This is a genomic window from Bartonella sp. W8151, assembly GCF_016100385.1.
GTDB lineage: Bacteria > Pseudomonadota > Alphaproteobacteria > Rhizobiales > Rhizobiaceae > Bartonella > Bartonella apis.
This window is the reverse complement of the sequence record NZ_JACFSO010000003.1, coordinates 364,570-387,959: the sequence shown is the minus strand read 5'-3', so window position 1 is coordinate 387,959 and position 23,390 is coordinate 364,570. Positions and strand designations below refer to the sequence as shown.

The 23,390-nt window shown below is 46.5% G+C and carries 20 protein-coding genes; 5 read left to right on the top strand and 15 right to left on the bottom strand.

Annotation, left to right across the window (positions count from 1 at the left end; all coding sequences use genetic code 11):
• Window positions 1-335 precede the first annotated feature (335 nt).
• The 9 genes from H3V14_RS07085 to H3V14_RS07045 form a co-directional block, all read right to left on the bottom strand.
• Entirely contained in the window at window positions 336-3,257 is a 2,922-nt protein-coding gene (locus H3V14_RS07085; protein ID WP_198227854.1) for a bifunctional [glutamine synthetase] adenylyltransferase/[glutamine synthetase]-adenylyl-L-tyrosine phosphorylase, read from the bottom strand.
• Window positions 3,258-3,435: 178 nt separating this feature from the next.
• Window positions 3,436-4,854 carry a HAMP domain-containing sensor histidine kinase gene (locus H3V14_RS07080; protein ID WP_198227592.1) on the bottom strand — a complete coding sequence of 473 codons (1,419 nt, stop codon included), beginning with the start codon at window positions 4,852-4,854 and terminating at the stop codon, window positions 3,436-3,438.
• A complete protein-coding gene (locus H3V14_RS07075) occupies window positions 4,851-5,537 on the bottom strand; it encodes a response regulator transcription factor (protein WP_075870105.1) in 687 nt (228 codons plus the stop codon). Before H3V14_RS07075 ends, H3V14_RS07080 begins: the two co-directional genes overlap by 4 nt.
• 76 nt (window positions 5,538-5,613) lie before the next feature.
• Window positions 5,614-7,116, bottom strand: coding sequence for a Do family serine endopeptidase (locus tag H3V14_RS07070; RefSeq protein WP_198227590.1), 1,503 nt, complete (start codon window positions 7,114-7,116; stop codon window positions 5,614-5,616).
• A gap of 167 nt (window positions 7,117-7,283) precedes the next feature.
• Entirely contained in the window at window positions 7,284-7,754 is a 471-nt protein-coding gene (locus H3V14_RS07065; RefSeq protein ID WP_198227588.1) for a cytochrome c-type biogenesis protein, read from the bottom strand.
• Window positions 7,755-7,765: 11 nt separating this feature from the next.
• Entirely contained in the window at window positions 7,766-9,736 is a 1,971-nt protein-coding gene (locus H3V14_RS07060) for a heme lyase CcmF/NrfE family subunit (protein ID WP_198227586.1), read from the bottom strand.
• Window positions 9,726-10,220 carry a cytochrome c maturation protein CcmE gene (ccmE, locus tag H3V14_RS07055; protein WP_198213213.1) on the bottom strand — a complete coding sequence of 165 codons (495 nt, stop codon included), beginning with the start codon at window positions 10,218-10,220 and terminating at the stop codon, window positions 9,726-9,728. Before ccmE ends, H3V14_RS07060 begins: the two co-directional genes overlap by 11 nt.
• Before the next feature lie 34 nt (window positions 10,221-10,254).
• Window positions 10,255-11,427 carry a c-type cytochrome biogenesis protein CcmI gene (gene ccmI / locus H3V14_RS07050; protein ID WP_198227585.1) on the bottom strand — a complete coding sequence of 391 codons (1,173 nt, stop codon included), beginning with the start codon at window positions 11,425-11,427 and terminating at the stop codon, window positions 10,255-10,257.
• A 99-nt stretch (window positions 11,428-11,526) separates the two neighbouring features.
• The gene (locus H3V14_RS07045; protein WP_198227577.1) at window positions 11,527-11,934 is read right to left on the bottom strand and encodes an RT0821/Lpp0805 family surface protein; all 408 of its coding nucleotides are present in this window, start codon (window positions 11,932-11,934) and stop codon (window positions 11,527-11,529) included.
• A gap of 230 nt (window positions 11,935-12,164) precedes the next feature.
• On the opposite strand from H3V14_RS07045, the gene H3V14_RS07040 reads away from it, so the two are divergent.
• Window positions 12,165-13,532 carry an LLM class flavin-dependent oxidoreductase gene (locus H3V14_RS07040; protein ID WP_198227569.1) on the top strand — a complete coding sequence of 456 codons (1,368 nt, stop codon included), beginning with the start codon at window positions 12,165-12,167 and terminating at the stop codon, window positions 13,530-13,532.
• A gap of 233 nt (window positions 13,533-13,765) precedes the next feature.
• Here H3V14_RS07040 and H3V14_RS07035 read toward each other — a convergent pair whose 3' ends face one another.
• The 3 genes from H3V14_RS07035 to H3V14_RS07025 are packed head-to-tail and all read right to left on the bottom strand — an operon-like array spanning window position 13,766 to window position 16,153.
• Window positions 13,766-15,220, bottom strand: a complete 1,455-nt coding sequence (locus tag H3V14_RS07035) for an ATP-binding protein (RefSeq protein ID WP_198227567.1) — start codon at window positions 15,218-15,220, stop codon at window positions 13,766-13,768.
• Between the two features lie 17 nt (window positions 15,221-15,237).
• Window positions 15,238-15,900 (bottom strand): response regulator transcription factor, encoded by a 663-nt coding sequence (locus tag H3V14_RS07030; protein ID WP_075915969.1) that lies wholly within the window; start codon window positions 15,898-15,900, stop codon window positions 15,238-15,240.
• 22 nt (window positions 15,901-15,922) lie between these two features.
• Window positions 15,923-16,153 carry a hypothetical protein gene (locus H3V14_RS07025; protein WP_075870115.1) on the bottom strand — a complete coding sequence of 77 codons (231 nt, stop codon included), beginning with the start codon at window positions 16,151-16,153 and terminating at the stop codon, window positions 15,923-15,925.
• A gap of 368 nt (window positions 16,154-16,521) precedes the next feature.
• Between H3V14_RS07025 and H3V14_RS07020 the strand changes: the two genes are divergently transcribed.
• Genes H3V14_RS07020 through H3V14_RS07010 form a run of 3 tightly spaced genes read left to right on the top strand, consistent with a single transcriptional unit; the run spans window position 16,522 to window position 19,840 of the window.
• The gene (locus H3V14_RS07020) at window positions 16,522-18,684 is read left to right on the top strand and encodes a transglycosylase domain-containing protein (RefSeq protein WP_198227565.1); all 2,163 of its coding nucleotides are present in this window, start codon (window positions 16,522-16,524) and stop codon (window positions 18,682-18,684) included.
• Window positions 18,685-18,717: 33 nt separating this feature from the next.
• Window positions 18,718-19,314 (top strand): DUF1214 domain-containing protein, encoded by a 597-nt coding sequence (locus H3V14_RS07015; RefSeq protein WP_075914802.1) that lies wholly within the window; start codon window positions 18,718-18,720, stop codon window positions 19,312-19,314.
• Window positions 19,307-19,840: a hypothetical protein gene (locus H3V14_RS07010; protein WP_075870118.1), complete on the top strand. Its 534-nt coding sequence runs from the start codon at window positions 19,307-19,309 to the stop codon at window positions 19,838-19,840. Before H3V14_RS07015 ends, H3V14_RS07010 begins: the two co-directional genes overlap by 8 nt.
• Before the next feature lie 5 nt (window positions 19,841-19,845).
• Here H3V14_RS07010 and H3V14_RS07005 read toward each other — a convergent pair whose 3' ends face one another.
• From H3V14_RS07005 to H3V14_RS06995, 3 genes are all read right to left on the bottom strand, one after another.
• Entirely contained in the window at window positions 19,846-20,193 is a 348-nt protein-coding gene (locus H3V14_RS07005) for a DUF1491 family protein (RefSeq protein ID WP_198227563.1), read from the bottom strand.
• A 210-nt stretch (window positions 20,194-20,403) separates the two neighbouring features.
• Entirely contained in the window at window positions 20,404-21,390 is a 987-nt protein-coding gene (locus H3V14_RS07000) for a peptidoglycan-binding domain-containing protein (RefSeq protein ID WP_198227561.1), read from the bottom strand.
• Window positions 21,341-22,531, bottom strand: a complete 1,191-nt coding sequence (locus H3V14_RS06995) for a HAMP domain-containing sensor histidine kinase (RefSeq protein WP_075870121.1) — start codon at window positions 22,529-22,531, stop codon at window positions 21,341-21,343. The genes H3V14_RS07000 and H3V14_RS06995 overlap by 50 nt, the downstream gene beginning before the upstream one ends.
• A gap of 268 nt (window positions 22,532-22,799) precedes the next feature.
• On the opposite strand from H3V14_RS06995, the gene H3V14_RS06990 reads away from it, so the two are divergent.
• The gene (locus H3V14_RS06990; RefSeq protein ID WP_198213245.1) at window positions 22,800-23,282 is read left to right on the top strand and encodes a DUF5330 domain-containing protein; all 483 of its coding nucleotides are present in this window, start codon (window positions 22,800-22,802) and stop codon (window positions 23,280-23,282) included.
• Window positions 23,283-23,390 lie beyond the last annotated feature (108 nt).

Here is a 23,390-nt window from a genome sequence, read left to right as displayed (position 1 = left end):
TAACTTTCACACGTGCCCGTTCATCATCCCCGCCGTTCATTATCATGCCCATCCATAATCCTGATTGTTCGCCAATCTTTCCGTGAGCAATTCCTCCCCTTATAAAAAGCTAGCAACGGCGATCAATTGAGGCTTTACGGTCACCGCAAGCTGCAAGCTTTTTCAACGTTCAATTTGTTTCTTATGCCGGATTGTTGTTGATGCTGCCTGATAGTGCATTTTCCAACAACAAACAGAAAAAAGTGCAACAGCGTTTGCCGATAAGCTTATCAGACTGAAGCAATTTATAGTTTTCGGGATAAGAAATTAGTCTCCCGCTCTCTATCCACAAAAACTCAGGCCACCACGTCATCAAAAATTTCGCTAACAGTGTTTGCCGTTTCAACAATCAAGCTCTCGACGTGGTTCAAATCCGGTTCGCCTACAGTCCTTTGTAAGAGATCTGCCAGCCCCGGCGGCATATCATCCGGATCGAGCTTGTCATTCAGGCATAACCGCATCATCTGACTTAAATTTGTATATACGCGATAAGCATGATGAAGTTCGCCAACGGAAGAGATAGACAAGAAGGATTGGGGCAATTTTTCCAGAACTTCGCCTGTTGTACGGCCTACAACAAATTCGCTTTGGTGCGTAATCAATGCGAATTGAGCAATGAATTCGAGGTCGACTTGCCCACCACGCATTGTTTTGAAATCCCATATATTGATCGGCGGTTTTTCCTGCTCGATCAATTCGCGCATTTCGCGCACATCATGGGAAACCTTTTTCTTATCGCGCTTTAAAGCAATAATAGCGGCCACCTCATCTTCAAGCTCTTGCAAAAACAATTGGTCGCCTGCAACGCCGCGGGCACGGGTGAGTGCCAGATGTTCCCACACCCACGCTTCATTTCTTTGATATTTTCCGAATGCCTCGAACGGCACAGCAACCGGCCCCTTATTTCCCGATGGACGCAATCTCAGATCAACTTCGTAAAGAACCCCCTCGCCTGTCGGTGCCGACAAAGCCGATACCAGACGTTGCGTCAGACGCATGTAATATTGGGAAATATAAAGCGGCTTTTCACCATCCGACATTTCTGTCTTATTGTCGTAATCATAAAGCAGGATAAGATCGAGATCGGAACCGGCCGTAAGCTCATGGCTACCAAGTTTACCCATCCCCAATATTCCGACGCGTCCGCCTTTGACAAAACCATGCACACGGGAAAATTCCTGCTCGACGGCCTCAAGTGTATTGGCAATCATCAAATCGGCGAGATCAGTGAAAGCACGTGCAGCGCGCTCACCTTCGATAGCACCGTTAAGAAGCCTGATGCCGATGAGGAAGCGCTGTTCACTTGCAAAAAGGCGCAATTGATCAAGAATATCTTCATAGTTGGAAACGCCGCTTAAGAAAAATTCCAGCCGGTTTTGCAAATAGGTTTTTGTCGGCAATTCGGCAAAAATTGCCGGATCAAGCATACCGTCGAAAATGTGCGGTTTTCTGGTAATAATATCGGCAAGACGCGGTGCCGAGCTCATGATGAGAACCAGCATATCCAGCAACGAAGGATTGGATTGTAACAGGCTGAAGAGCTGGATACCTGACGGAAGCCCCTGTAAAAAAGCATCAAACCGTGACAAGGCCTCGTCTGCTCTTTTGGTAGCACCAAATGCTTTAAGAAGCGCAGGTGTCAGTTCGGTCAATCTTTCTCTGGCTTCTGCAGATTGGGTTGCACGATAACGCCCGAAATGCCAAGTCCGGATGATGCGGCAAATATCACTGGGGCGTGCAAAGCCCAATTTCGATAATGTCGCAAGCGTGCCCGGGTCATCATCCTCACCGGTAAACACCAGATTTCCGGCCTCTGACCCTAGTTCCTTTTCCTGTTCGAACAATGCTGCATAATGATGCTCGACGGTTGTCAACGTTTCCAGAAAATCGCGGGTAAAATCATTGATATTTGCGTACCCCATCATATAGGCAACGGCGGTAAAGTCTCTATCATCCTCGGGCAGGATATGCGTCTGTTCATCTTCGAGCATCTGGATGCGATGTTCAACATTGCGTAAATAAGCATATTTCTCGCTCAATACATCACGTGTTTCGACATTGATCCAGCCGAGAGAACAGAGTTCGGCAAGCATATCGACAGTACGCCTCCCCCGAAGTTCGGGAAAACGCCCGCCGGCGATCAATTGCTGGGTTTGCACAAAAAACTCGATTTCGCGTATTCCACCGCGTCCGAGTTTGACATTGTGGCCGCGAACAGCAATTTCCCCATGGCCTTTATAAGCATGAATTTGACGTTTGATTGAATGGATATCGGCAATAGCCGCATAATCCAGGTATTTGCGCCATATATAGGGGGATAATTCGTGGAGAAACTCGTCACCAGCCTTGATATCGCCTGCGACAGGACGCGCTTTGATCATGGCTGCACGTTCCCAATTCTGTCCCCGACTTTCATAATAATGGAGAGCCGCACTTATTGGCAGAGCAAGAGGAGTAGAGCCGGGATCGGGGCGCAACCTCAAATCGACGCGAAAGACATACCCGTCAGCGGTGCGTTCCTGCATGATACGGATAAGCCGACGTATCATTTTGGAAAAAACATCTATGCTTTCAAATGGTTCGCCAATATGGGACGACGTTTCGTCAATAAAAACAATAAGGTCTATGTCGGAAGAATAATTAAGTTCGCGAGCACCGAGTTTTCCCATTCCGAGAACAACGAGTCCGCACTCTTTTTCCGGATTGTTGTAATCGGCAAGACTGATTTTGCCTTGATTATGTGTATCTCTTAATAAAAATCGCAGGGCAGCCCCGAGTGTAACTTCAGCAAGTTTTGTCAACCATTCCGACGTCATGGCAGATGTAAAGAGCCCGCCAAGATCAGCCAGCGCAATCAACACATGCATTTCAAGTTTTTTTTGCCTCAGTGAGGCCATTAAAAGCGCTTCGGTTATATTTTCAAGCCTATCTATCCGCGAAGTTTCCTCAAGCAAATCATGCAACCGTTCCGATATATCTTTATGAAGAAGCGGAGCAATAAAGGCCGGATTGCGCACAAGCGTTTCACGTAAAAAAGGTGAAAGCGTCATGACTGTACCCAGAAATTCCGACTGGCCCTTGCCTTTTTCAAGTTCGCTGGCAAGTTCTTCGAGCCCATTTTCACGGGCTTTGTCTGTCATATCGGCCAGCCATTGTGAGCCGGTTGCATCAAGCGGGGTTAAATGTTTCAACTTTTCATTCCAGAAAGCTTGTTGCATCACTCTTCGTCTTCCCTAATTATACGGCATGACAGTGCTATCTCATGTCTTTCAACATTAATAGAAGACTATTTAATGAACAACAGAAATGACAAACGACTAAATTGAAATGCTGTGTTATTGTTTTTCTTAAGCTGCAGCTTTTTCTGTTTGATGTTATGCGACACCAATTTTGCTGTTATGGCTTGTTTGTCCCGATTTTTTCTTGTGACAACTCGGGAAAAGAAAGAACAGCTTTCAAACCGGGCTTTGCATCCTCAAGTATAAGTTCGCCACCATGAAGTTTCATAACGGCTTTTGCCAAACTCAAGCCGATTCCGAAACCCGGTTTTGTTCGGCTATCTTCAAGTCTTACAAACCGTTTGGTGACCCTTTCCCTGTCTTCAGGCGCAATACCCGTGCCATTGTCACTCACGATAATTTCAACACGGCCGGCGTTTTTTGCCATAGATAACGATACAAAAGGCTTTCTTTCAGGTACCGTACCATATTTGATGGCGTTTTCGATCAGATTGATAAGTGCTTGCGCCAGAAGTTCCCTGTTTAACAACAAGGTTACATCAAATGTTTTCCCCATATTGAATGTAACGCCTGCTTCTTCGGCAACCGGCCCGTAGAGCTCCCCGACATCTTCGACAATAGGACGTGCGTCAAGCCATTCCAGATGCTCGACCGATGTGCTGGCCTCGATACGGGAGATCATGAGGATAGCGTTGAATGTGCGGATCAATTGGTCGGATTCAGCAATAATTGACTCCAACGTTTGACGATAATCAACATCTTTGTCGCGCCTGGACAATGCTTCATCAGCGCGATTACGCAACCGTGTTAAAGGTGTTTTCAAATCGTGGGCAATGTTGTCTGATACATGGCGTAGGCCGACATTGAGTTCTTCGATACGGTCAAGCATGACATTGAGATTTGCAGAAAGCCGATCAAACTCATCGCCTGCCCCCGAAACCGGAAGTCTTCCTGTCAAATCTCCGGCCATAAGGCGCTGGGAAGCAGCCGTCACCTGATCTATGCGTTTCAAGGCGCGCCTGCCAACAAAAAACCAGATGAGCAATGCTCCGACAGCCATGGCAGCCAAAGCAAACATCAATGCCTTTTTGATAATGACAATAAAAGTTTCAGGCTCCCCGATGTCACGCCCGACCAGCAATTTCATTCCGTTTGGCAGATCAATTACAGTTGCGATAGCACGATGTTTTATCTTTTCCCCGCTATCGCCAAACCGCGAATAAACGACGGAATTGTGAAGTAAGCCGCTACCATTCAAGAGTCCCGGTTCTATACTTTGTACATTACCGGCCAAAAACCGTCCCTGTGGATCAGCTACAAGATAAAGAAAAGCACCCGGTTGACGTGACCGGCGATCAATGGTTCGCACAAGAAGTGGTAACCCACCGTGTTGATAGGCATGCGCGATATTGCCGACCTCTTCATTCAACGTCTGTTCAGTCTGTTCGGTCAACATGGAAACAGCAAGTGACGTCATATAAATCGAAAGCCCGATGGCAACCAGTCCAAAAAGAATGACATAAAGGGCTGACAGGCGCACGGCCGTGGTGCGCATTAGGCTTTTGATCCTGCTCATGATGGTTTATCAACCGCTTTCAACATATAGCCGGCACCGCGTACGGTATGAAGAAGCGGTGTATCAAAACCCTTTTCAATTTTCGAGCGAAGTCTCGAAATATGAACGTCAATGACATTGGTTTGCGGGTCGAAATGATAGTCCCAGACATTTTCGAGAAGCATAGTGCGCGTAACAACTTGTCCGGCATGACGCATCAGATATTCAAGCAAACGGAATTCCCTTGGCTGCAGAATGATATCCTGGCCTCCACGCTTGGCAGTGTGCGCCAAACGATCAAGTTCCAAGTCACCCACGCGATAAATTGTTTCGGCTTCTTTAGGATTTTTACGCCGCTGTAACACTTCTATGCGGGCGAGCAATTCTGAAAAGGCATAGGGTTTTGTCAGGTAATCATCGCCTCCGGCGCGCAAACCCGTTACACGATCATCAACCTGTCCCAATGCCGAAAGAATAAGTACCGGCGTTTCGATACCCTTGGCGCGAAGCGCCATGATAACCGACAATCCATCCTTTTTCGGTAGCATACGATCAACAATGAGAACGTCATAATGACCATTTTCTGCCAATGTTTCTCCTGTTTCGCCATCACCGGCAACATCGGCAGAATGCCCTGCCTCTGTTAAAGCTTTTTCCAGATAGCGCGATGCTTCACGATCATCTTCGATAACAAGAACTTTCATAAAGAGCACCTCACATAACTAAAACAAGCGTAAGCTATGGCAAAACTTTGCCATAGCTTGTTTACACATATGACGCCTATTTATTGGCAATCGGCAAAGCAACAAAACGGTTTTGTCCATTGCTTTCAACTTGCAACAAAACGGCTGTACGTCCGGATTTCTTTGCTTCCTTGATTGCATCGACAAATTCGGCAGCTTTCTTCACCGGATGGTTATTGGCCGTCATGATAACATCGCCGGGACGAATTCCCTTATCCGCTGCATCGGAATCCGGATCGACATTGGTTACGACAAGCCCCGAGCCTTCCTCGGCAGGAGTGACAGTCAAACCGTAATCATCAAGTGTTTCAGATGAACCGTTTTCGCCTTGAGGCAAAACCCTTCCATCGCTCTTGTTTTCGTCTTTCGGCATTGCGGCAATTTTTACCTTTATATCGGTCTGTTTGCCATCTCTCCAAACACCAAGTGTTGCGGTTTCACCCGGTGTGATATTTGCAATGTGGCGTGCAAGATCGCGTGCGTCGGCAACCTGTTCACCGTTGACAGAAATGATTGCATCACCGGCCTTGACACCGGCTTTTGCTGCCGGTCCATCCAAAGGATCGGCAACCATTGCGCCTTTGGCTTCCTTCAAGCCGATGGAATCGGCAATCTCTTTGGTAACAGGTTGAATTTGAACACCGATCCAGCCGCGCTCGACCGAACCTTTTTTAATAAGCTGGTCAACAACCTGTTTTGCAGTTGACGAGGGAATAGCAAAAGCAATGCCAACATTGCCGCCGGAAGGCGAGAAAATCGCCGTATTAATGCCGACGACCTGACCGTTAAGGTCAAAAGTCGGACCACCAGAATTACCGCGATTAACCGCTGCATCAATCTGGATAAAATCGTCATAGACACCAGCGCCGATATCACGCCCGCGTGCCGAGACGATACCTGCCGTAACGGTTCCGCCCAAACCGAACGGATTACCCACGGCCACAACCCAATCACCGATGCGAACTTTTGAATCGTCGGCAAAATCAACATAGACAAATTTGCGCTTGTCGTTGACTTTCAACACAGCAAGATCGGTACGCGGATCTGTTCCCACCAATTTTGCATCAAGCTCGGTTCCATCATCAAGCACAACCGAATAGGTTGTTCCGTCCGAAACAACGTGATTATTGGTGACGATATAGCCATCTTCAGAAATAAAGAAGCCCGACCCCTGTGCGATCGGCCGCGGTTTCGACCGTTGGCCCGGACGCGCCTGCGGACGGTGATGTTCATTAAAATCCTTGAAAAAACGTTTGAGCGGATGATCATCAGGCAACTGGTCTATGCCGGGACCACCAAAAAATCCCGTAAATCCCTGATCCTCATTTTTCTTGTCGCTCTTGACCTGAACGGAAACAACTGCGGGCTTTACCTGTTCGACGACATTGGCAAAACTTTGCTGTTGAACACCTTCAACGTAAACCGGTTTTGCCTGAGCAATATTGGTAGAAAAACCCGGTCCTGCGAAAATCATCGATCCCGCCAAAGCGGTTGACATCGTAATAGTTGCCAACGTTTTGCGAATAGGGGACATCTGCATTCTCATAAACTCCTTCTAGACTGCGGCTTTAACGCATATGTTGACGGAAAGATAAGATGTCAAACCTTACCATCGCCTGTCCAATTTATTAAAATTTTGTAAGGTTTTAAGAAAATGCAAGTCTTTTCAAAAAGATCATTCCGTCCTTTTTCTTGTATTTTGACGGGTTACCGCTTTTTCGCCTTCAATATCCGGGCAAGTTGCCGTTTTTCAGCTTCGCTGAGCGGCATCAACTTGTTGTGTTTGCGGCGCTTGACCCTAAAGATAATCGCCCCTCCGGCAATCACGATAATCAAAAGTGGTGCAAGCCATAAAAGTATCGTCTCACCATTCAATCGTGGTTTTAACAACACAAATTCGCCATAGCGGGCAACCAGATAGTCGACGACCTCAGTATCTGTGTCACCGGCTTTCAAACGTTCGCGTACAATAAGTCGTAAATCGCGGGCAAGTGGCGCATTTGAATCGTCAATCGATTCATTCTGGCAAACGAGACAGCGTAAATGCGAAGAAATATCGCGCGCCCGTGCTTCAAGTGCCTGATCTTGCAAAACTTCGTCCGGTAACACTGCCAAGCCGGCACTATTTATTAAACAGCAAAAATAAAAGGCAGCAAGGATTCGACAAAAAAAACGCATCAAGCCCCCTTCTACGATTTTTTGCTACGGGTTAACGCGCGTTGTGGAGCACCGACGCGGAGCCTGCGATCCGACAACGAAAAGAGTCCGCCGATCATCATAAATATTGCACCAAGCCAGATACAGACAACTTCCGGTTTCCACCAGATGTGAAGCACCAATCCGTTGTTATTAACGTCGCCTGGAGCAATGTAAAGTTGGGAGAGCCCATAATTCTTTATGCCCGATTCTGTTGTCGGCATATTTTGCGAAGGATAAAAGCGCTTGGCTGCTGTGATGGTTCCCAAATCCTTGCCCGCCTTCGACACTGAAAATTGGAATTGGGTTTCCGAGTAGTTGGAACCATGAACATTACGGGCACCTTCAAGCAGCACCTGTTTGTCCGCTATCGTTGCGCTCTGCCCTGCCCCAATTCTCAAAATGTTTTCGTGTCCGAAGGTTGCCACCACAACAATGCCGAATAATGTAATGCCTAAGCCGATATGAGCCAATGCGGTGCCATAATTTGACCTCGGCAATTTACCAAGGCGTCTTAGCCGGACGAAAAATCCTGTGCTTTTGGTACCGCTCTTGAACCAGAGGTCATAAAGGCCGCCGAAAAAGACAAATGCTGCCAGTCCAATCCCCAAGGAAGCGAGAATTGATCGCAAGGATGTCTGGTAAAAAACAATCAATGTTGCAATAATTGCCAGTACAAAAACGCCCGAAAGCCGTTTGGCAACAGCAAGCATATCGCCCCTTTTCCACGCCATAAGGGGGCCGAACGGAACCATCAATAACAGCGGCACCATAAGGGGGCCGAAGGTCAAATTGAAAAACGGTGCACCAACCGAAATTTTTTGGCCCGTCAATGTTTCCAGAAGTAAGGGGTAAAGCGTGCCGATGAGCACGGTAGCCGTTGCAGTTGTCAAAAACAGATTGTTAAAAACCAAAAGTCCTTCGCGTGATATCGGACGAAACAGACCACCGGTTTTAAGAGATGATACGCGTAAGGCAAAAAGAACTAATGCCGCGCCGATGAAGAAAAACAGAATGGCGAGGATGGCACGTCCACGTGCCGGATCAACCGCGAAACTGTGAACCGAGGTGAGAATGCCCGAGCGGACAAGAAAAGTTCCCATCAGCGACAACGAGAATGTCAAAATGGCGAGAAACAGCGTCCAGATTTTCAAAGCGCCACGCTTTTCTAAAACGATAGCAGAATGAAGAAGCGCAGTACCAGCAAGCCACGGCATCAGTGAAGCATTTTCTACCGGATCCCAGAACCAGTATCCACCCCACCCCATTTCATAATAGGCCCAATAAGAGCCGACCATGATACCACCGGTCAAAAATATCCAGGAAACCAATGTCCATGGTCTCACCCAGCGTGCCCAGGCTGCATCAACACGCCCGTCAAGCAAGGCAGCGATTGCAAATGAAAAACAGACCGAAAAGCCGACATAGCCGAGATAGAGAAGCGGCGGATGAATAGCAAGTCCGATATCCTGCAAAATAGGATTAAGATCACGCCCCTGAAGAGCGGGAGGATTAACTCTTAAGAACGGGTTTGAGGTGAAAAGAATAAACAGCAAAAATGCTGTGGTGATCGACGCCTGTGTCGATAAAATCAGCGCTTTCAGCCGCTCCGGCAAATTACCGCCAAAAAGTGCAATAAGAGAGGAAAAAAATGTGATAATAAAAACCCAAAGCAGCATTGAGCCTTCATGGTTTCCCCACACGCCGGTTATCTTATAAAGGAGCGGCTTTTCGGAATGCGAATTTTGCACAACATTCAGAACCGAAAAGTCCGAAACAATATAGGCGTGAATTAATGTGGCAAATGCAACGAGCACAAGCACAAAGACAAGATGGGCAATAGGCGAGGCAGCATCAACCAAACGCCGATCGGAACGGTAAACACCGATGACAGGAACAATCGTCTGGAATATTGCTACAGCGAGTGCCGCACAGAGTGCAAGAGAACCGATCTCAACGCTCATGTTTCTGATAGGCCTCCCACAATCCTTGGGCTTTGAGCCTATCGACAATATCTTTCGGCACATAGGTTTCGTCATGTTTTGCCAAAACACGATCGGCAACAAAAACACCATCCGGCACAAAATGGCCTTCTGCAATGATTCCCTGACCTTCGCGAAAAAGATCGGGTAGAACGCCATCGAATTTCACAGTTTCCTTGTTGGAAAAATCGGTAATTGCAAACGTTATTCTGGTTCCGTTTTCTTTATCAACCGAACCTTTTTCAACAAAACCACCGAGCCGCAGAGGCCTGCCGGATGAAATATCTTCACCGGTTATTTCTGAAGGCATGCGGAAAAAACTGGCGGTACCCCGCATGGCATAAAGAACAAGCGCCGCTGCAACCGCCAATACGACGAGCCCACCCAATATCATCATCAGGCGTTTGGTCTTACGACGCCGCAACCCTTTCTGGATTGTCAAACGTACGGCTGTTTCATTGCTCATAATCTTATTTCCTGACTTTCACGTTAAGAGATTTTTACTTCAACGCAAGCCCTTGTGCTTTTGCATAAGCCTCAAGCTCTGACGCTTTATCTTTTGTAAGTTTCGATGTTCCCTCTTTTAACGAGTTTCTTGCCTTTCCGGTTTCGTTTAAAACGAGCCATGAATGGATCAACTGTTTCCAACCTTCAAGATTGTCCGGGTTCTTTTCAAGTTTTTGTGCCAATTGTTCCACCATTGCGTGAATGGCATCGTTGCTATCATTATCGCTGGCAACCGGCTTATTTCCGGTACCGGAAGCCCGTTCGCCGTTTCCGGAAATCGCACCGCCTTTAGCTCCCTGTTCGCGGGAGGCGGCATCAGTTTTTGCTTTTTCCAGCTCTTTGATCATCATTTCAACACGCTGGCGTCCGGCATTGTCTTTCACTTGTCGCGAAAGATAATCTTTCAGCCCTGATATTGCTTCATCAATTTTTCCTGCCTGTCGGAGAGATTCAGCAATAAAGAGACGTGGATAGAAGTCATCCGGAGACAGTTTTGCCGCTTTTTCGAAACTTTTCTCGGCGTCTTCACTTACCGTTCCGCCATTATAGCCGACAAGAGCCATCCCGTAGCCCACCAGACGGGGTGCAGAATCACCATTCAAACGTAAAGCACTGACGTATGTATTGACAGCATCCTGAAAACGTCCGGCAACAAGATAACCGGTTGCAAGTTCGTCTGCCAATTTTCCGTCATCCGGACTGCGTGCAAAAAGTGCTTCCGTGCGAACAAGCTTTTCTTCGGGCGTCAGTTCTGCGGGATCTTTCATCATAAGATCGTTGAAGGGATGGCTTTGAAGTCCCGGATTTCCCAAAAGCGAATAAACCCCTATGGTAATAAGAGGCACGCATAAAACCGCTACAATAATAACGCCCTTTAACCCGCGGCTGCGGTGATTTATAAAAGCGTTTCCGGTTTTTTGCTTTTCAGCCGTCAATATATTACGCGAAAGTTCAAGCCTTGCTTCGTCAGCGCTTTCCTTGTCAATCAGGCCGCGCTTCAAATCAGCATCAAGTTCGGATAATTGGTTTTTATATATTTCAATATCCGAAGTGGAAGAATCCACAACCACCCGTTCCTGCCCGTTTTTGATCGGGCGACTAACGGCATAGAGCACAACCATTGTCACTATGGCTGCGAAAATGAGAACGATAACCCAAAATGTCATGATGAGTTCAATATAGAAACGTTAGAGAAAAAACCAGAACCTGCACTGCTTTCTCGCGTCAAATTGATTGGATAGACGATGGCGGATTGATGAAATGTGTCAAATGAGCGGCGACCATGTGCCGTTTGCGTTACGACATGCACTACCATGAACCGTTTGTGGAACACCGTTAATTGTGAATGAATGGCTATATTGGCGACAATTTTGCGAACCAACCTGATAGGGCTGCCCCGGTGTGACACTACCCGATGCCCCATTTTTGGCGGATGTCCAGGCCACTGTTTTTCCGGCATCTGTATATTCAAGTGCTTTATATTCGGCTTCCAGTGCCTGCTTGCGATCGTCTTTTGAAAGCGACTGTATCGATGATCCCAACAATCCGTTTCCCATGGTTTGCAAAATAACCTTTGTATCGGCAAGCCCTGTTACACCATTCGGTGCACGGCTATGGCTACAAGCCGATAATGCTGCAAATAAAACCAACAGGATGAAACTGCGTATCTTCATGCTGACACCAACAAATTCCGTTACTCCTTTCTCATATCGGTTTAGGAAACGGATTACAAAACTTTTTTTCGTCACAAAGTTACATTATTTTTTTAAAATATATAGGAAAAACAGTGGGATATAAAAGCTCACGGAATGTTTTATGGAAAGTTGGAAACAAAATAACGTATAGTTGTATTTCAACGAAATAAATTTTCTTTTTCCCGACGAACTTTTAAGAGGATTGATCAATGCGGCGGATGTATTTGAACGCCATGGTGTTCGGTTTGGGAAGTCATACGGCTTCCTGGCGGTTACCGGATGTTGATCCACTTGCAATTACCCGCCTGTCCTATTGGACAGACATTGCAAAACGGGCTGAAAGAGGACAATTCGATTCGCTGTTTTTAGGTGATATTCTTGCTCTTCAGCATGAAGTAAAATATAGTGTAAGCGGCGCGCTTGACACCGTTGTGGTTTTATCGGCATTGGCTTCCACCACCGAAAAAATCGGCCTCATTGGTACAGCTTCCACAACATTTGATCATCCTTATCATATTGCCCGACGCTTTGCTTCGCTTGATCATATTTCCAATGGTCGGGTCGGTTGGAATATCGTGACATCAACAACATTGTCGGAAGCAAAAAATTTCGGGCGGGATGTTATTGCCCCCTGTCAGGAACGTTATGCACGCGCCGAAGATGTTCTCAATGCCGTTATGACACTTTGGGAAAGCTGGCAACCCGGTGCACGCATTGCCGATAAAAAAACCGGTCTTTATCTTGATCCTTCAGCAGTTCATAATGCCAATTATACCGGTTCATATACGCGTTCTATCGGTCCGCTCACTGTGCCACGTTCGCCACAGGTAAAGCCGATATTGGCACAAGGTGGCGCCTCCGAAATCGGTCGTTCGTTTGCTGCCCGCTACGCCGATCTGGCGTTTACTGTACAATCCAATTTGGCCGGCGCACAGCAGTTTTATAAAGATGTCAAACATCGCACAGAAGAAGATGGCCGGAATTTTGATGATATATTGGTGTTTCCGGGAATCGTTCCGGTCATTGGCAAAACACATGAAGAAGCAGAAGCAAAATTCAATTATCTGAACAGTTTTGCTGTGCCTCAATCGGGTATCCAGCGTCTTTCCTACATTTTCGATAAAGATTTGTCCGGCCTGCCACTTGATGAACCACTCCCTGAAGCTTTATTGAAAATGGCAGATGATAAAACCGCACCAAGCCGTACTCGTCTTATTCTGGGTGATGCGCGTTTGCGCAAGCTTACACTGAAACAAATGATAGAGCGCTTCATGTGCTCGCGCGGCCATCTTCTGGTTGTCGGAACGGCCGAAGAAGTTGCAGATACAATGCAAAACTGGTTTGAAAATGAAGCAGCCGACGGATTTAATGTGCTGTTTCCCTCCCTCCCCTTTGACATTGACGTATTTTCCGAAAGCGTCATTCCAATTCTTGAAAGAAGAGGTTTGCACATCAAACCTCGTGAGGGCGAATTATTGCGTGAACGTTATCAATTACCATTCCACGAGTTGGAGGCAAGCCAACCGGCTGCACCTAAACATTATATGGCAATGGATATTTCGACGACGCATCATTGATGCCTGCTCTTTTTACCGGTAGCGGCAGACATATTCGAGCGAATAATTGTTGCGACCGATGATCGTGTCTGATGACAGCTGTCAAACACCGTCAATGCTATAAATTTTTATGGAATTGGCGAAGTGTTGTGACTTTCAAACACGCTTATATTTGCCCGATACAGAACAGGAAATGAAGTGCGCGAATTCATCTTTTCATTCCGACTGTTTGTAAGAAGCCTCGCCCGAATTTGTCAAGAATTTGCATAAGGCAGAGTAAGCGTTATGCAAAGGCCGCCAAGCTTTGAGTTTGTCAATTCGACACTTCCGCCATATTCGCCAACAAGTTCCGCAACGATTGCAAGTCCAAGCCCCGTTCCCGGCTTGCTTTCGTCCAATCTTTTGCCCCGTTCAAGGGCGTCTTTGCGCTGGTTTTCAGGAAGCCCCGGGCCATCATCTTCAACAGAAAGGGCAAACATCGGGTGAACAGAATCTGCGTCTGCAGCCTCTTTGTTTAAAGTTTTACAGCTTAAAACGACACGCTTTTGCGCCCATTTACAGGCATTTTCGAGAATATTTCCGACCATCTCCTCGATATCTTCTTTTTCTCCGATGAAGATAATCTCGGGTTCCTCCATCGAGAAAGAAATTTCCTTCGCAAAATTGAGCTTACCCATAACTCTGACAAGTCGCTCCAATAATGGTCGAATTGGTGTGCGATAAATAACACTATCACGTTGGGCAGCGATGCGGGCACGCTGTAAATAACGGTCAATCTGGGAACGCATAATATCGGTCTGCTCTTTAAGCAGTTTTACATTAAGCGGATTACGATCAAGAGGTTTACTGGCGCTTTGGTCGATTTCATTGGATATGACTGATAAAGGAGTTTTCAACGAGTGGGCAAGATTTCCCACCTGAACGCGAAAACGTTCAACAATACGTTGGTTATTATCAATCAACGCATTCATTTCACCGACAAGCGGCATAACTTCCAAAGGCAGATCCGTGTCAAGGTGGTTGGCCTTGCCAGCACGAATATCGGCCAATGAGTGCCTTATCCGTTGAAGGGGGCGCAAACTGATGTAAATGATGACAAGATTGATGAGAATACTTGCAGCACCGAATAACGAAAGATAGAGGAGCAATGTCTTCTTGAATTTTTCCAGTTCCGCTCGCGTTTCATCAATATTTCCCATAACGCGAAAGCGGGCGACACGATTTTTGTTGTCTAAAATAATATCACTTTCGACAACGCGCAAGCGCTGGCCTTCCGGCCCTTTGGTTCTATATGAACGAAAAAATTTTGGATCGAAAGGATCTGTTTTCTCGCTTGGAGAGGCTACTTTTTTTACTCCTAGAGAAGAAGAAGTCAGTCTACCCTTGAGATTACCGGATAGTGCGACCACTTCCCAATACCAGCCGGAAGAAGGGTCAGAATATCGTATATCCCCGAGTTCGGGATTTCCTTGCAGCTTTCCGTCGGAAGAAACATTGACCGATGATATCAGGCTATAAAGGTGAGCTGTAAGAATGCGTTCCAGATAATCGTTATTTGACTGGCGATAGAAGACGAGACTGACAACCGATATGAAGGCCAGCGCTGCAATGATCCACAAAGTCAAAAATATATTGACCCGAAGCCCCAGTGATTTACTGATGGTCTTGAAAAAAAGCTTCCAGTTCGTTTCGCCTTTTACCGTTTCCATGGGCAAAACATTGTCTATTATTCAGGGGCTTTCAAGCGGTAACCCATACCGCGTATCGTCTCTATAACATCGACGCCCAATTTTTTTCGCAACCGGCCTATAAACACTTCAATCGTATTGGAATCCCTGTCAAAATCCTGATCGTAAAGATGTTCTGTCAAACCGGTGCGCGATATGATTTCACCCTGATGATGCATAAGGAAGGATAACAGAGCAAATTCCAGTGATGTCAGCTTGATCTGGCTGCCATTGACTGTAACCCGCGAGGTTTTGGTATCAAGGGTAATCGGCCCGCAGACAAGCTCGCTTGACGCATGTCCGGATGCGCGTCTTATCAGGGCGCGCAGGCGTGCAAGGACTTCTTCCATATGAAAGGGTTTTACGACGTAGTCATCGGCTCCGGCATCAATGCCTGCAACTTTATCCGACCACCGATCCCTCGCTGTTAAAATCAGAACAGGCATTGAACGCGAATTCTCCCGCCACCGTTCGACGATGCTAATGCCATCCATTTTTGGTAAACCGAGATCAAGGACGACAGCATCATAAGATTCGGTATCCCCCAAAAAATACCCCTCCTCGCCATCATACGCGCGGTCAGCAACATATCCGGCCCCGTTAAGTGCCTCGACGAGTTGGCGATTGAGATCGCGATCATCCTCTACAACGAGAATTCTCATTGACGATGCTTCCGACGCTTTCTCAGTTTGCAGGTACTGCTACTTCAACGCGGCGCGGCTTTTCGCCGTCACGGGCGGGAATGAGAACTATTACAACGCAGGTATTGCCATTTTGTGTATCAAGTGTAGCACGGGCCAATGTGCCGCCCTGCTCTGTTGCAACACGTTTTCCTACTTCCGTGCAATCGGCCGCATAAGCTCCGGTTGCACCTGCAAAACATGTCAGAATTAAAAAAAACAGAAACTTTTTCATGATAACGCACTCATATCCTATTTTGTCTGAATACAAAATGAACAAACCAATTATTTATTATCCGATATTTCCAACTTTCTATAATCCATGAAAAGTCGTCATTTGCAAACTGCTACCATATTTACTTTAATATTAGGGAAAACCGCCATTTTTCAATGGTCATGCGGAATTGGGCTAATCTACCCGTTTCGATGACGGTTCTTTATCGACCGGCCTGTTGATTGAATGATGAAAGCTCTTAACCTTTCACTCTAAATTAATCCTTAAGAGAGAAAAAACTCTTTCGTTCTAAAGGTTCGATAAGCTAATATAGACGAGAGTTTGCGTTGCTCTTAAAAAGCTGTAGTCAATGACACGGATTGCTTTCCATGTTCGGTTTTAAAAAAAATAATAAAAGTGACAGGAAGCGTTTCCGTAGCCCTCTTTTGATCGGGCTTGATTCGTGGATTGACACCTGCCTTTACCGGTTCGGGCGGGCAATGGCAGTTTTCTGGGAAAATGCCACGATTATATCGCGTCGATTCCGCGTGCGCGGCTGGAAGAGGCTAATCGTGGAAGTCGTCGATGAAGGGTTAACCCTCGGACTTATCGGTTTTGCCATTTTTACCTTCATCGGCGTGTCGGTTTTTTCATTAACGAAAAAAGACTGGCATTCTCCGGAAGATTTTGCAGTAAATTTTCTCGATAGACATGGCAACTACATCGGAAGCCGCGGTGCTCTCCATGGCGAGCCTGTGCCAATTGAGGAGATGCCTGATTTTGTTATCAAAGCGGTTCTGGCAACCGAAGATAGGCGTTTCTTCGAACATTGGGGAATCGATTTTTATGGTCTGTCACGCGCATTCAGTCAAAATTTGCGCGCTCATGGTGTTGTTCAGGGTGGCTCGACACTCACCCAGCAATTAGCAAAAAATCTTTTTCTGAATAATGAAAGAACGTTCGAGCGAAAAATCAAGGAGGCCTATCTGGCGATATGGCTGGAAGCAAATCTTTCCAAAAAACAGATTTTGCAGCTCTATCTTGATCGGGCCTACATGGGTGGCGGTGCATTCGGTATTGCAGCTGCCTCACGTTTTTATTTTGGCAAAGATATACGGGATGTTTCGCTTGCCGAAGCTGCAATGCTTGCCGGACTTTTCAAAGCACCCGGGAAATATGCCCCCCATGTCAACCTGCCAGCAGCGCGGGCACGTGCCAATGTTGTGTTGTCGAATCTGGTGGATGACGGCTTGATGACCGAAGGACAGGTTATCGGGGCACGACGCCATCCCGCAAGTGTCGTCACAGAGCTTGATAATGACGAGCCGAACTATTTCCTTGATTGGGTATTCGATGAAGTAAGAAAACTTGGCAACAAATTACCGAACCATAATGTCGTCGTTCGCACGACTCTTGATCAAGGCATACAGAAAGCCGCCGACGAATCGATTGAATATTATCTTCAGCAATACGGCGCCCAATATAAAGCCACTCAGGCCGCAGCCGTTATTCTTGATAATGACGGGTCGGTTAGAGCCATTGTCGGCGGGCGCGATTATCAACAAAGCCAATTCAACCGCGCAACCCAGGGCGGACGGCAACCGGGTTCGTCTTTCAAACCTTATGTCTATGCTGTTGCGATGGAACGCGGCCTCACTCCGAAAACAATCATTTCCGACGCTCCGATCAACTGGGGTGGTTGGTCACCTCATAATAATTCCGGCCGTTACAGTGGCAATGTTGACCTTGCAACGGCTCTTGCCTTTTCGATCAATACAGTACCGGTTCGGATAACCTATCAATATCTTAATCGCGACACGCAGCCTATTCGCGATCTGATCAAGAATATGGGCATTGACGCAAATATCTTTTCGCATAAGACGATGGTTCTTGGCACATCCAACATGACTCCGCTCGATCAGGCAACCGGTTTCAATGTGTTTGCCAACGGCGGTATGGCCGGTAACCGTCATGGCTTTACCCAAATTATGACATCAGATGGTAAAGTTATTTGGGATTGGACGAGAGATGGCGAAAAACCACATCGGGTGATGAGTGCACAATCTGCGGCCTATATGAACCAGATGATGGTAGGCGTGACCACACGGGGCTCCGGTAAACGAGCCCAATTACCGATGACACTCGTTGCCGGAAAAACCGGAACATCTCAAGCTTATCGTGACGCATGGTTCGTCGGATTTACCGGAAATTATACCGGTGCAGTCTGGATGGGAAATGATGATTTTTCGTCAATGAACCGCGCATTCGGCGGCGTTGTGCCTGCAATGATGTGGAACCGCATAATGCTATATGCCCATCAAAACACAACTATCAAACCACTTTTTGGCGTCGAAAACTCGATCCTTTCCAATTCGAAACATTCCGAAACCGATAATTCCAATGAAAATATTGCTCCCGACCTGCCGCAGGTGCTCTCGCCCGCCTCTTCAAAAGTTATCAAATCACTGATTGAAGAGTTTCAGAAGGCACCACTTCTAACGCCTGCAAGTTCGGCGCACGTCGTATCCTCTTCGACAAGTGAGATACGTTAAACCGGAAGGGCAAGAAACAGGAAAAGCCGCTTTATGTTTTATCGCATATTTCTCGTCACTCTAAGCCTTTTCATAGCTATCGTCGGCGGAGCCTTAAGCGTCAATTATGTCCTCGATAGTTTCGACGGTTTCGGCCGCTTGAAAATCGGTCAATGGGAAGCCTATCCGCAGGCTGGAACCGACGAGGCAGATGCCTATGCACGTGCCCGTGCAGCAAAGCGCGGCGATATTTCTTTAGGCAGAACCGAAGGCTTGGTTTTCCAGCTCTGGCGGGATAACCACAACCACTCCTTGAAAAGCCGGTGCACTTACCGCCTTAAAGGTTTTCTGCCCGAAACCAGATTGTTTACCCTTTATGCTGCAGACCATGAATTGCGTGCCCAATGGGTGGATGACAAACTTCCTACCGAATTATCAAGTTCCAACGTCGTCTGGAATCAGGATGGAACATTGAATGTACTGGTTTCGCCTCAACCGCAAGCAGGAAACTGGCTCGCTACACGGGGCAAGCGCGAATATGGATTGATCCTGACACTTTACGACACACCGATTGTGACTTCGACAGCACTACAAAAACTCAATATGCCAACAGTCGAGGTTGTTCCAACGGGAGTACGCAACTGTGACTAAATTAATCTACGCACTTCTGGTCGGGATTATAGGAGCCATTATTGTTCACATTTGCGTGGTGTTAATGGTACCCCATTTCAGCGAACTCAATACGTGGAAACGTTTGCTCGCAACAAATAACAAATATAATTTTGCCCCGCTTGGCGAAGATAATCCGATCGTTGCCTCTACCGACCCGTTATTCCACCTCAAAGCTTGCCGCTTTAATCTTGATGACGGCCCCGTCCACATCAAGGCCGAAGGTACTGCTCCATTTTGGTCAATGTCGGTTTATGACCGTAACGGAACCAATTTTTACAGCTTGAATAATCACACTATGCCGAACGGAAAGCTTGATCTTGTCATCGGTAATCCCGGTCAGATCATGGAACTGAAACAATCAACACCGGAAAGTGTTGAAAATTCTGTGCTCATAGGAGAAGATATTGCAGATGGATTTGTTATCCTTCGCAGTCTAAAGACCAAGTTGACAAATAATGGCGATGAGTTCCTTGACCATGCCCATTGCCAGACGCTTGATTACTAGGCGTTTCAAGCTTTCACTGTGTTGAACGGCAATTGTTGTGGAGTATAATTTTCAAATTCGACCAACCATAAATCAGCATCGAATTGTAGTTCTTTTTCAAGTTTTTCAACAGCGACTGCCTCTTCGACATCTACCAGAATTTTTATAAAGCAACGTTCGTCGCGATCGCTTTGTTCGGTATAAAAGCTTTGTGGAGCCGGTCCATAAAGATCAACCTTTCCATCGTCTAAACGATCCAGAATGAAAATCGTACCTGCTTCGTTGGAGCCACGACGGGTAAGATAAGCGAATCCGCCCTCTGCGCGAACACGGCGCATTAAAGCTGCCGTCCAGAAATCTGACGTAAGACGCATTCGATACTCCGAAAATCTGCCCTTGAACGACAAAGCTTGAATGAAATTCAAATACGACTTTCAGCTTGCCGTTACCCGAACTATTCAATTTCTAAATAAACTATCAAAGGAAAACAAACTACGATAGCCGAACGTTATTTATGATCTTAAGTTTAGAATTCAGACACATTATGGGGCCGATTGACGTTTCACCCGTTTCGAGCCACGAATCTATCCGATAAGACCAATATCTTTCATTTTATCAATCACTTCCTGATTGATTTTTCCGGTGATGGTCAGGCTGAACATTTTTTGAAAATTCCTCAACGCTTCAGCTGTGTTTTCATCCTCTGTGCCGGTCACCACCACATGATCATCTCCGAATGCGCGTAAGCCCGCCTGAACGCGCATAATATCGGCAGTTCCCGCTTTAAATCCGTTGATGTTCGTTGCTTGTTGTGATGCTGCAACCGCTGGTGTGGCTTGCAATATTTTAACATCACCATTATCCGCACCTGTTTTGTTTTGGTTTCCCGCAACTTCCTTTACGGCAGCGATATTTTGACCATTGGCAACAGCCTGCCTGGTGGTTGATAGTGATTGTGTTGTAACCTGATCCACATTGCCCGACTTTGGTAAAGCTCCGCTGATCAAAGAGGCAATATCATCCTGTTGTTTGCCCCCATTCGGATTTCCGTTCCCTTTGGAATTTTGCCGCCATAATGCGATAGCATTTCTCGTTTTTGGGCCATCTAGTCCATCAAGAGGACCGTCATAAAGCCCCATTGCAGCCAACATCTTCTGGGCATCCAATAAATTGTCAGGAAGCGTTGTTTCTTTGGACGTCGGTGACGTTTGCGTTTGAGAAGCCGGAGAGGCAGATGAGGATACTGCAGAGACAGTCCCTTCCTGTGCATGATCCGCTTTGTTAGACGTGCTCTGGGCAGAAGGCGCCGAGATCTGCTGTGCCAGTGGACGGGTCTGGATAAAAACCGCATGATGGCTTGCACTTTGGTAGAAGAGTGCGTTGAACGTTACAAAACCGAATCCCACTAAAAATAGGAAAAAACCACATGCCATGAGCGGGTTTTTTCGCGCATAACGATATACCCACGCAACAAACAAGCGCAGCAGATGGCCCAATCCGGAGAGAATTGCAAGAAACAGACTACGCTGTTTTCCGGCTCGGGTTCGTGATGTTTTTCGTTGACTTGCCATTGTTCCTAATTTTTGTTTTCGGGGTTAGAAGATATTGATTATTTGAGGACCCATCGCCATTAACCGGTTCGGTTGAGGAATTGTTGAACGGGGTGACCAATCTTGTCGGATCAATCGGCAAAAGCAATTTCACCCGCGTACCTTTTCCCTTTTGACTTTCAAACGAGATTTGACCGTTCGCACGTTTGACCAGATCGAACACCATAGCAAGACCGAGACCGACACCTTCGATCTTACAGACGACAACGTCGGACGCACGCAAGAATGGCAATCCCAAACGCGCAATATGTTGCTCATCCATTCCGATTCCGTCATCCTTGATAGTGATTTCACAATAATTGTCGGAGCGGGTTGCAACATGAATGTCGATATGTCCGTCATCATTGCTATATTTTATAGCATTTGAAATAAGGTTCATGCATATCTGACGGAACGATAGCGTATCAAGACAACAGCTAATCGGTATTTCAGTGCCGGCAAGAGCAATTTTTCTATGTCCGTGCAGCGGCAAAGTGAGCTCCAAGGTCTCGTTGAGCACATTGGCAACTAGGCAGGTACCGGCGCCGTTTTCATCAAGCTGTCGATTTTGATCTTTCAATGTCTTGTTGACGATTCCCAACAGATGGTTACCCGCCTTTTTAATCATTGCGATATATTCATGGCGCTTTCCGTCCGCTGCACTCTTGTCTTCGACAAAATCGAGCAGGTCGGCAAATCCCAATATTGCGTTTAAAGGTGTGCGCATTTCATGGGCGGCGCGTGCAAAAGGCGAAACCGCACTCACGTCTATATCATTGATCTCGTCGCTGTTAGCTTCGATAAAAAGCTTGATGACTTTTTGGTCTGTCGAAAGACAATGGACAATAACCGAAACGAATCGCGTACGATCAAGTCCGTTCATGCGAATTGAAATCGGTGAGGCAATACGGTTTTCGCGAACATCTGCTAGGAATGACAAAAGAATGATACGATCATTGATATGTACATGATCCGACAAAGAATCGCTTTGTTTTAAATATCCCAAAAAACAGTTTGGCGCGGCATTTTGAAGCAAAATACCCTGGCTGTTTACTGTCAATGTTGCGTTCAATGTTTCCATTGTTCCGATTAAAACCTTGTCGCTTCCAGTTTTGCGCATCATTTTCGAGCACGACGCCATTTGTCACAAACAACGTCTGTAGCTCACTGCACCCAATCTGGCGGCAAGTTTTTAACGAAAGGATAATAAACAGGAGAAGACGGTAGCAAGTCGCATATCTTCGTCGCTATGGTTAACAACTACCACGAAAAATCATCAAAAAGCCTGTGGTTTCTTTAAAAAAACTCAATCCTGTCAATCTTTCGTCAATCATAAAACGTTACAGTCGACATTATCCTGCTCATTTGTAACTGCGTTGTGTCGGGGCGTTATGATACGGTTTTTTATAAAATCCTTCTGTTTTTTAACTCTGTTTCTGGTGATCATCTCGTTTTTGGGAACATCCGGAAAAAATAATGGTTCTCAGCCTGATCAATATATGAATACTGTCGAGGCGCTATTGGCGGTCAAAGATACGGTCAATGACCTTGGCAACTTCTGCGAACGCAATTCCGATACGTGCGAAACCGGTAAGACTTTTTTCGGCTCGCTTGGCGAACGTGCACGTGATGGTGCACGTATTGCCTATGAATATCTGGACAGAACATTCGGCTCTGACAAAGGCGAGAAAAAATTGCCGCCTGAAAATATCAATACCGGTTCGATCACGCCTGAAAAAGGACATGACGAGCATGAAAAGCATGAAATAAAGCCCGCTATGCCCAAAATGGATAGTGCTGCTACACCTTTAAACAAGCCGGCAACCGGGGGAAAAGACGAAGCACATTCCAGTCACAACAAGCCACTCGAATAGGCTATCAAAAGCAGAACGGCAAAAAGCTTTCAGTCGAAAAATTTACTTTTTCTCAAAGACGGAGTAAACGGTTCAACGATAACTATTAGACATTAGAGAAAAAGCAGA

Bases quoted from the DNA above. Each gene is read 5' to 3' on its own strand.
- H3V14_RS07085 (WP_198227854.1), bottom strand. From the start codon at position 3,257: ATGCAACAAGCTTTCTGGAATGAAAAGTTGAAACATTTAACCCCGCTT.
- H3V14_RS07080 (WP_198227592.1), bottom strand. From the start codon at position 4,854: ATGAGCAGGATCAAAAGCCTAATGCGCACCACGGCCGTGCGCCTGTCA.
- H3V14_RS07075 (WP_075870105.1), bottom strand. From the start codon at position 5,537: ATGAAAGTTCTTGTTATCGAAGATGATCGTGAAGCATCGCGCTATCTG.
- H3V14_RS07070 (WP_198227590.1), bottom strand. From the start codon at position 7,116: ATGCAGATGTCCCCTATTCGCAAAACGTTGGCAACTATTACGATGTCA.
- H3V14_RS07065 (WP_198227588.1), bottom strand. From the start codon at position 7,754: ATGCGTTTTTTTTGTCGAATCCTTGCTGCCTTTTATTTTTGCTGTTTA.
- H3V14_RS07060 (WP_198227586.1), bottom strand. From the start codon at position 9,736: ATGAGCGTTGAGATCGGTTCTCTTGCACTCTGTGCGGCACTCGCTGTA.
- ccmE (WP_198213213.1), bottom strand. From the start codon at position 10,220: ATGAGCAATGAAACAGCCGTACGTTTGACAATCCAGAAAGGGTTGCGG.
- ccmI (WP_198227585.1), bottom strand. From the start codon at position 11,427: ATGACATTTTGGGTTATCGTTCTCATTTTCGCAGCCATAGTGACAATG.
- H3V14_RS07045 (WP_198227577.1), bottom strand. From the start codon at position 11,934: ATGAAGATACGCAGTTTCATCCTGTTGGTTTTATTTGCAGCATTATCG.
- H3V14_RS07040 (WP_198227569.1), top strand. From the start codon at position 12,165: ATGCGGCGGATGTATTTGAACGCCATGGTGTTCGGTTTGGGAAGTCAT.
- H3V14_RS07035 (WP_198227567.1), bottom strand. From the start codon at position 15,220: ATGGAAACGGTAAAAGGCGAAACGAACTGGAAGCTTTTTTTCAAGACC.
- H3V14_RS07030 (WP_075915969.1), bottom strand. From the start codon at position 15,900: ATGAGAATTCTCGTTGTAGAGGATGATCGCGATCTCAATCGCCAACTC.
- H3V14_RS07025 (WP_075870115.1), bottom strand. From the start codon at position 16,153: ATGAAAAAGTTTCTGTTTTTTTTAATTCTGACATGTTTTGCAGGTGCA.
- H3V14_RS07020 (WP_198227565.1), top strand. From the start codon at position 16,522: ATGTTCGGTTTTAAAAAAAATAATAAAAGTGACAGGAAGCGTTTCCGT.
- H3V14_RS07015 (WP_075914802.1), top strand. From the start codon at position 18,718: ATGTTTTATCGCATATTTCTCGTCACTCTAAGCCTTTTCATAGCTATC.
- H3V14_RS07005 (WP_198227563.1), bottom strand. From the start codon at position 20,193: ATGCGTCTTACGTCAGATTTCTGGACGGCAGCTTTAATGCGCCGTGTT.
- H3V14_RS07000 (WP_198227561.1), bottom strand. From the start codon at position 21,390: ATGGCAAGTCAACGAAAAACATCACGAACCCGAGCCGGAAAACAGCGT.
- H3V14_RS06995 (WP_075870121.1), bottom strand. From the start codon at position 22,531: ATGATGCGCAAAACTGGAAGCGACAAGGTTTTAATCGGAACAATGGAA.
- H3V14_RS06990 (WP_198213245.1), top strand. From the start codon at position 22,800: ATGATACGGTTTTTTATAAAATCCTTCTGTTTTTTAACTCTGTTTCTG.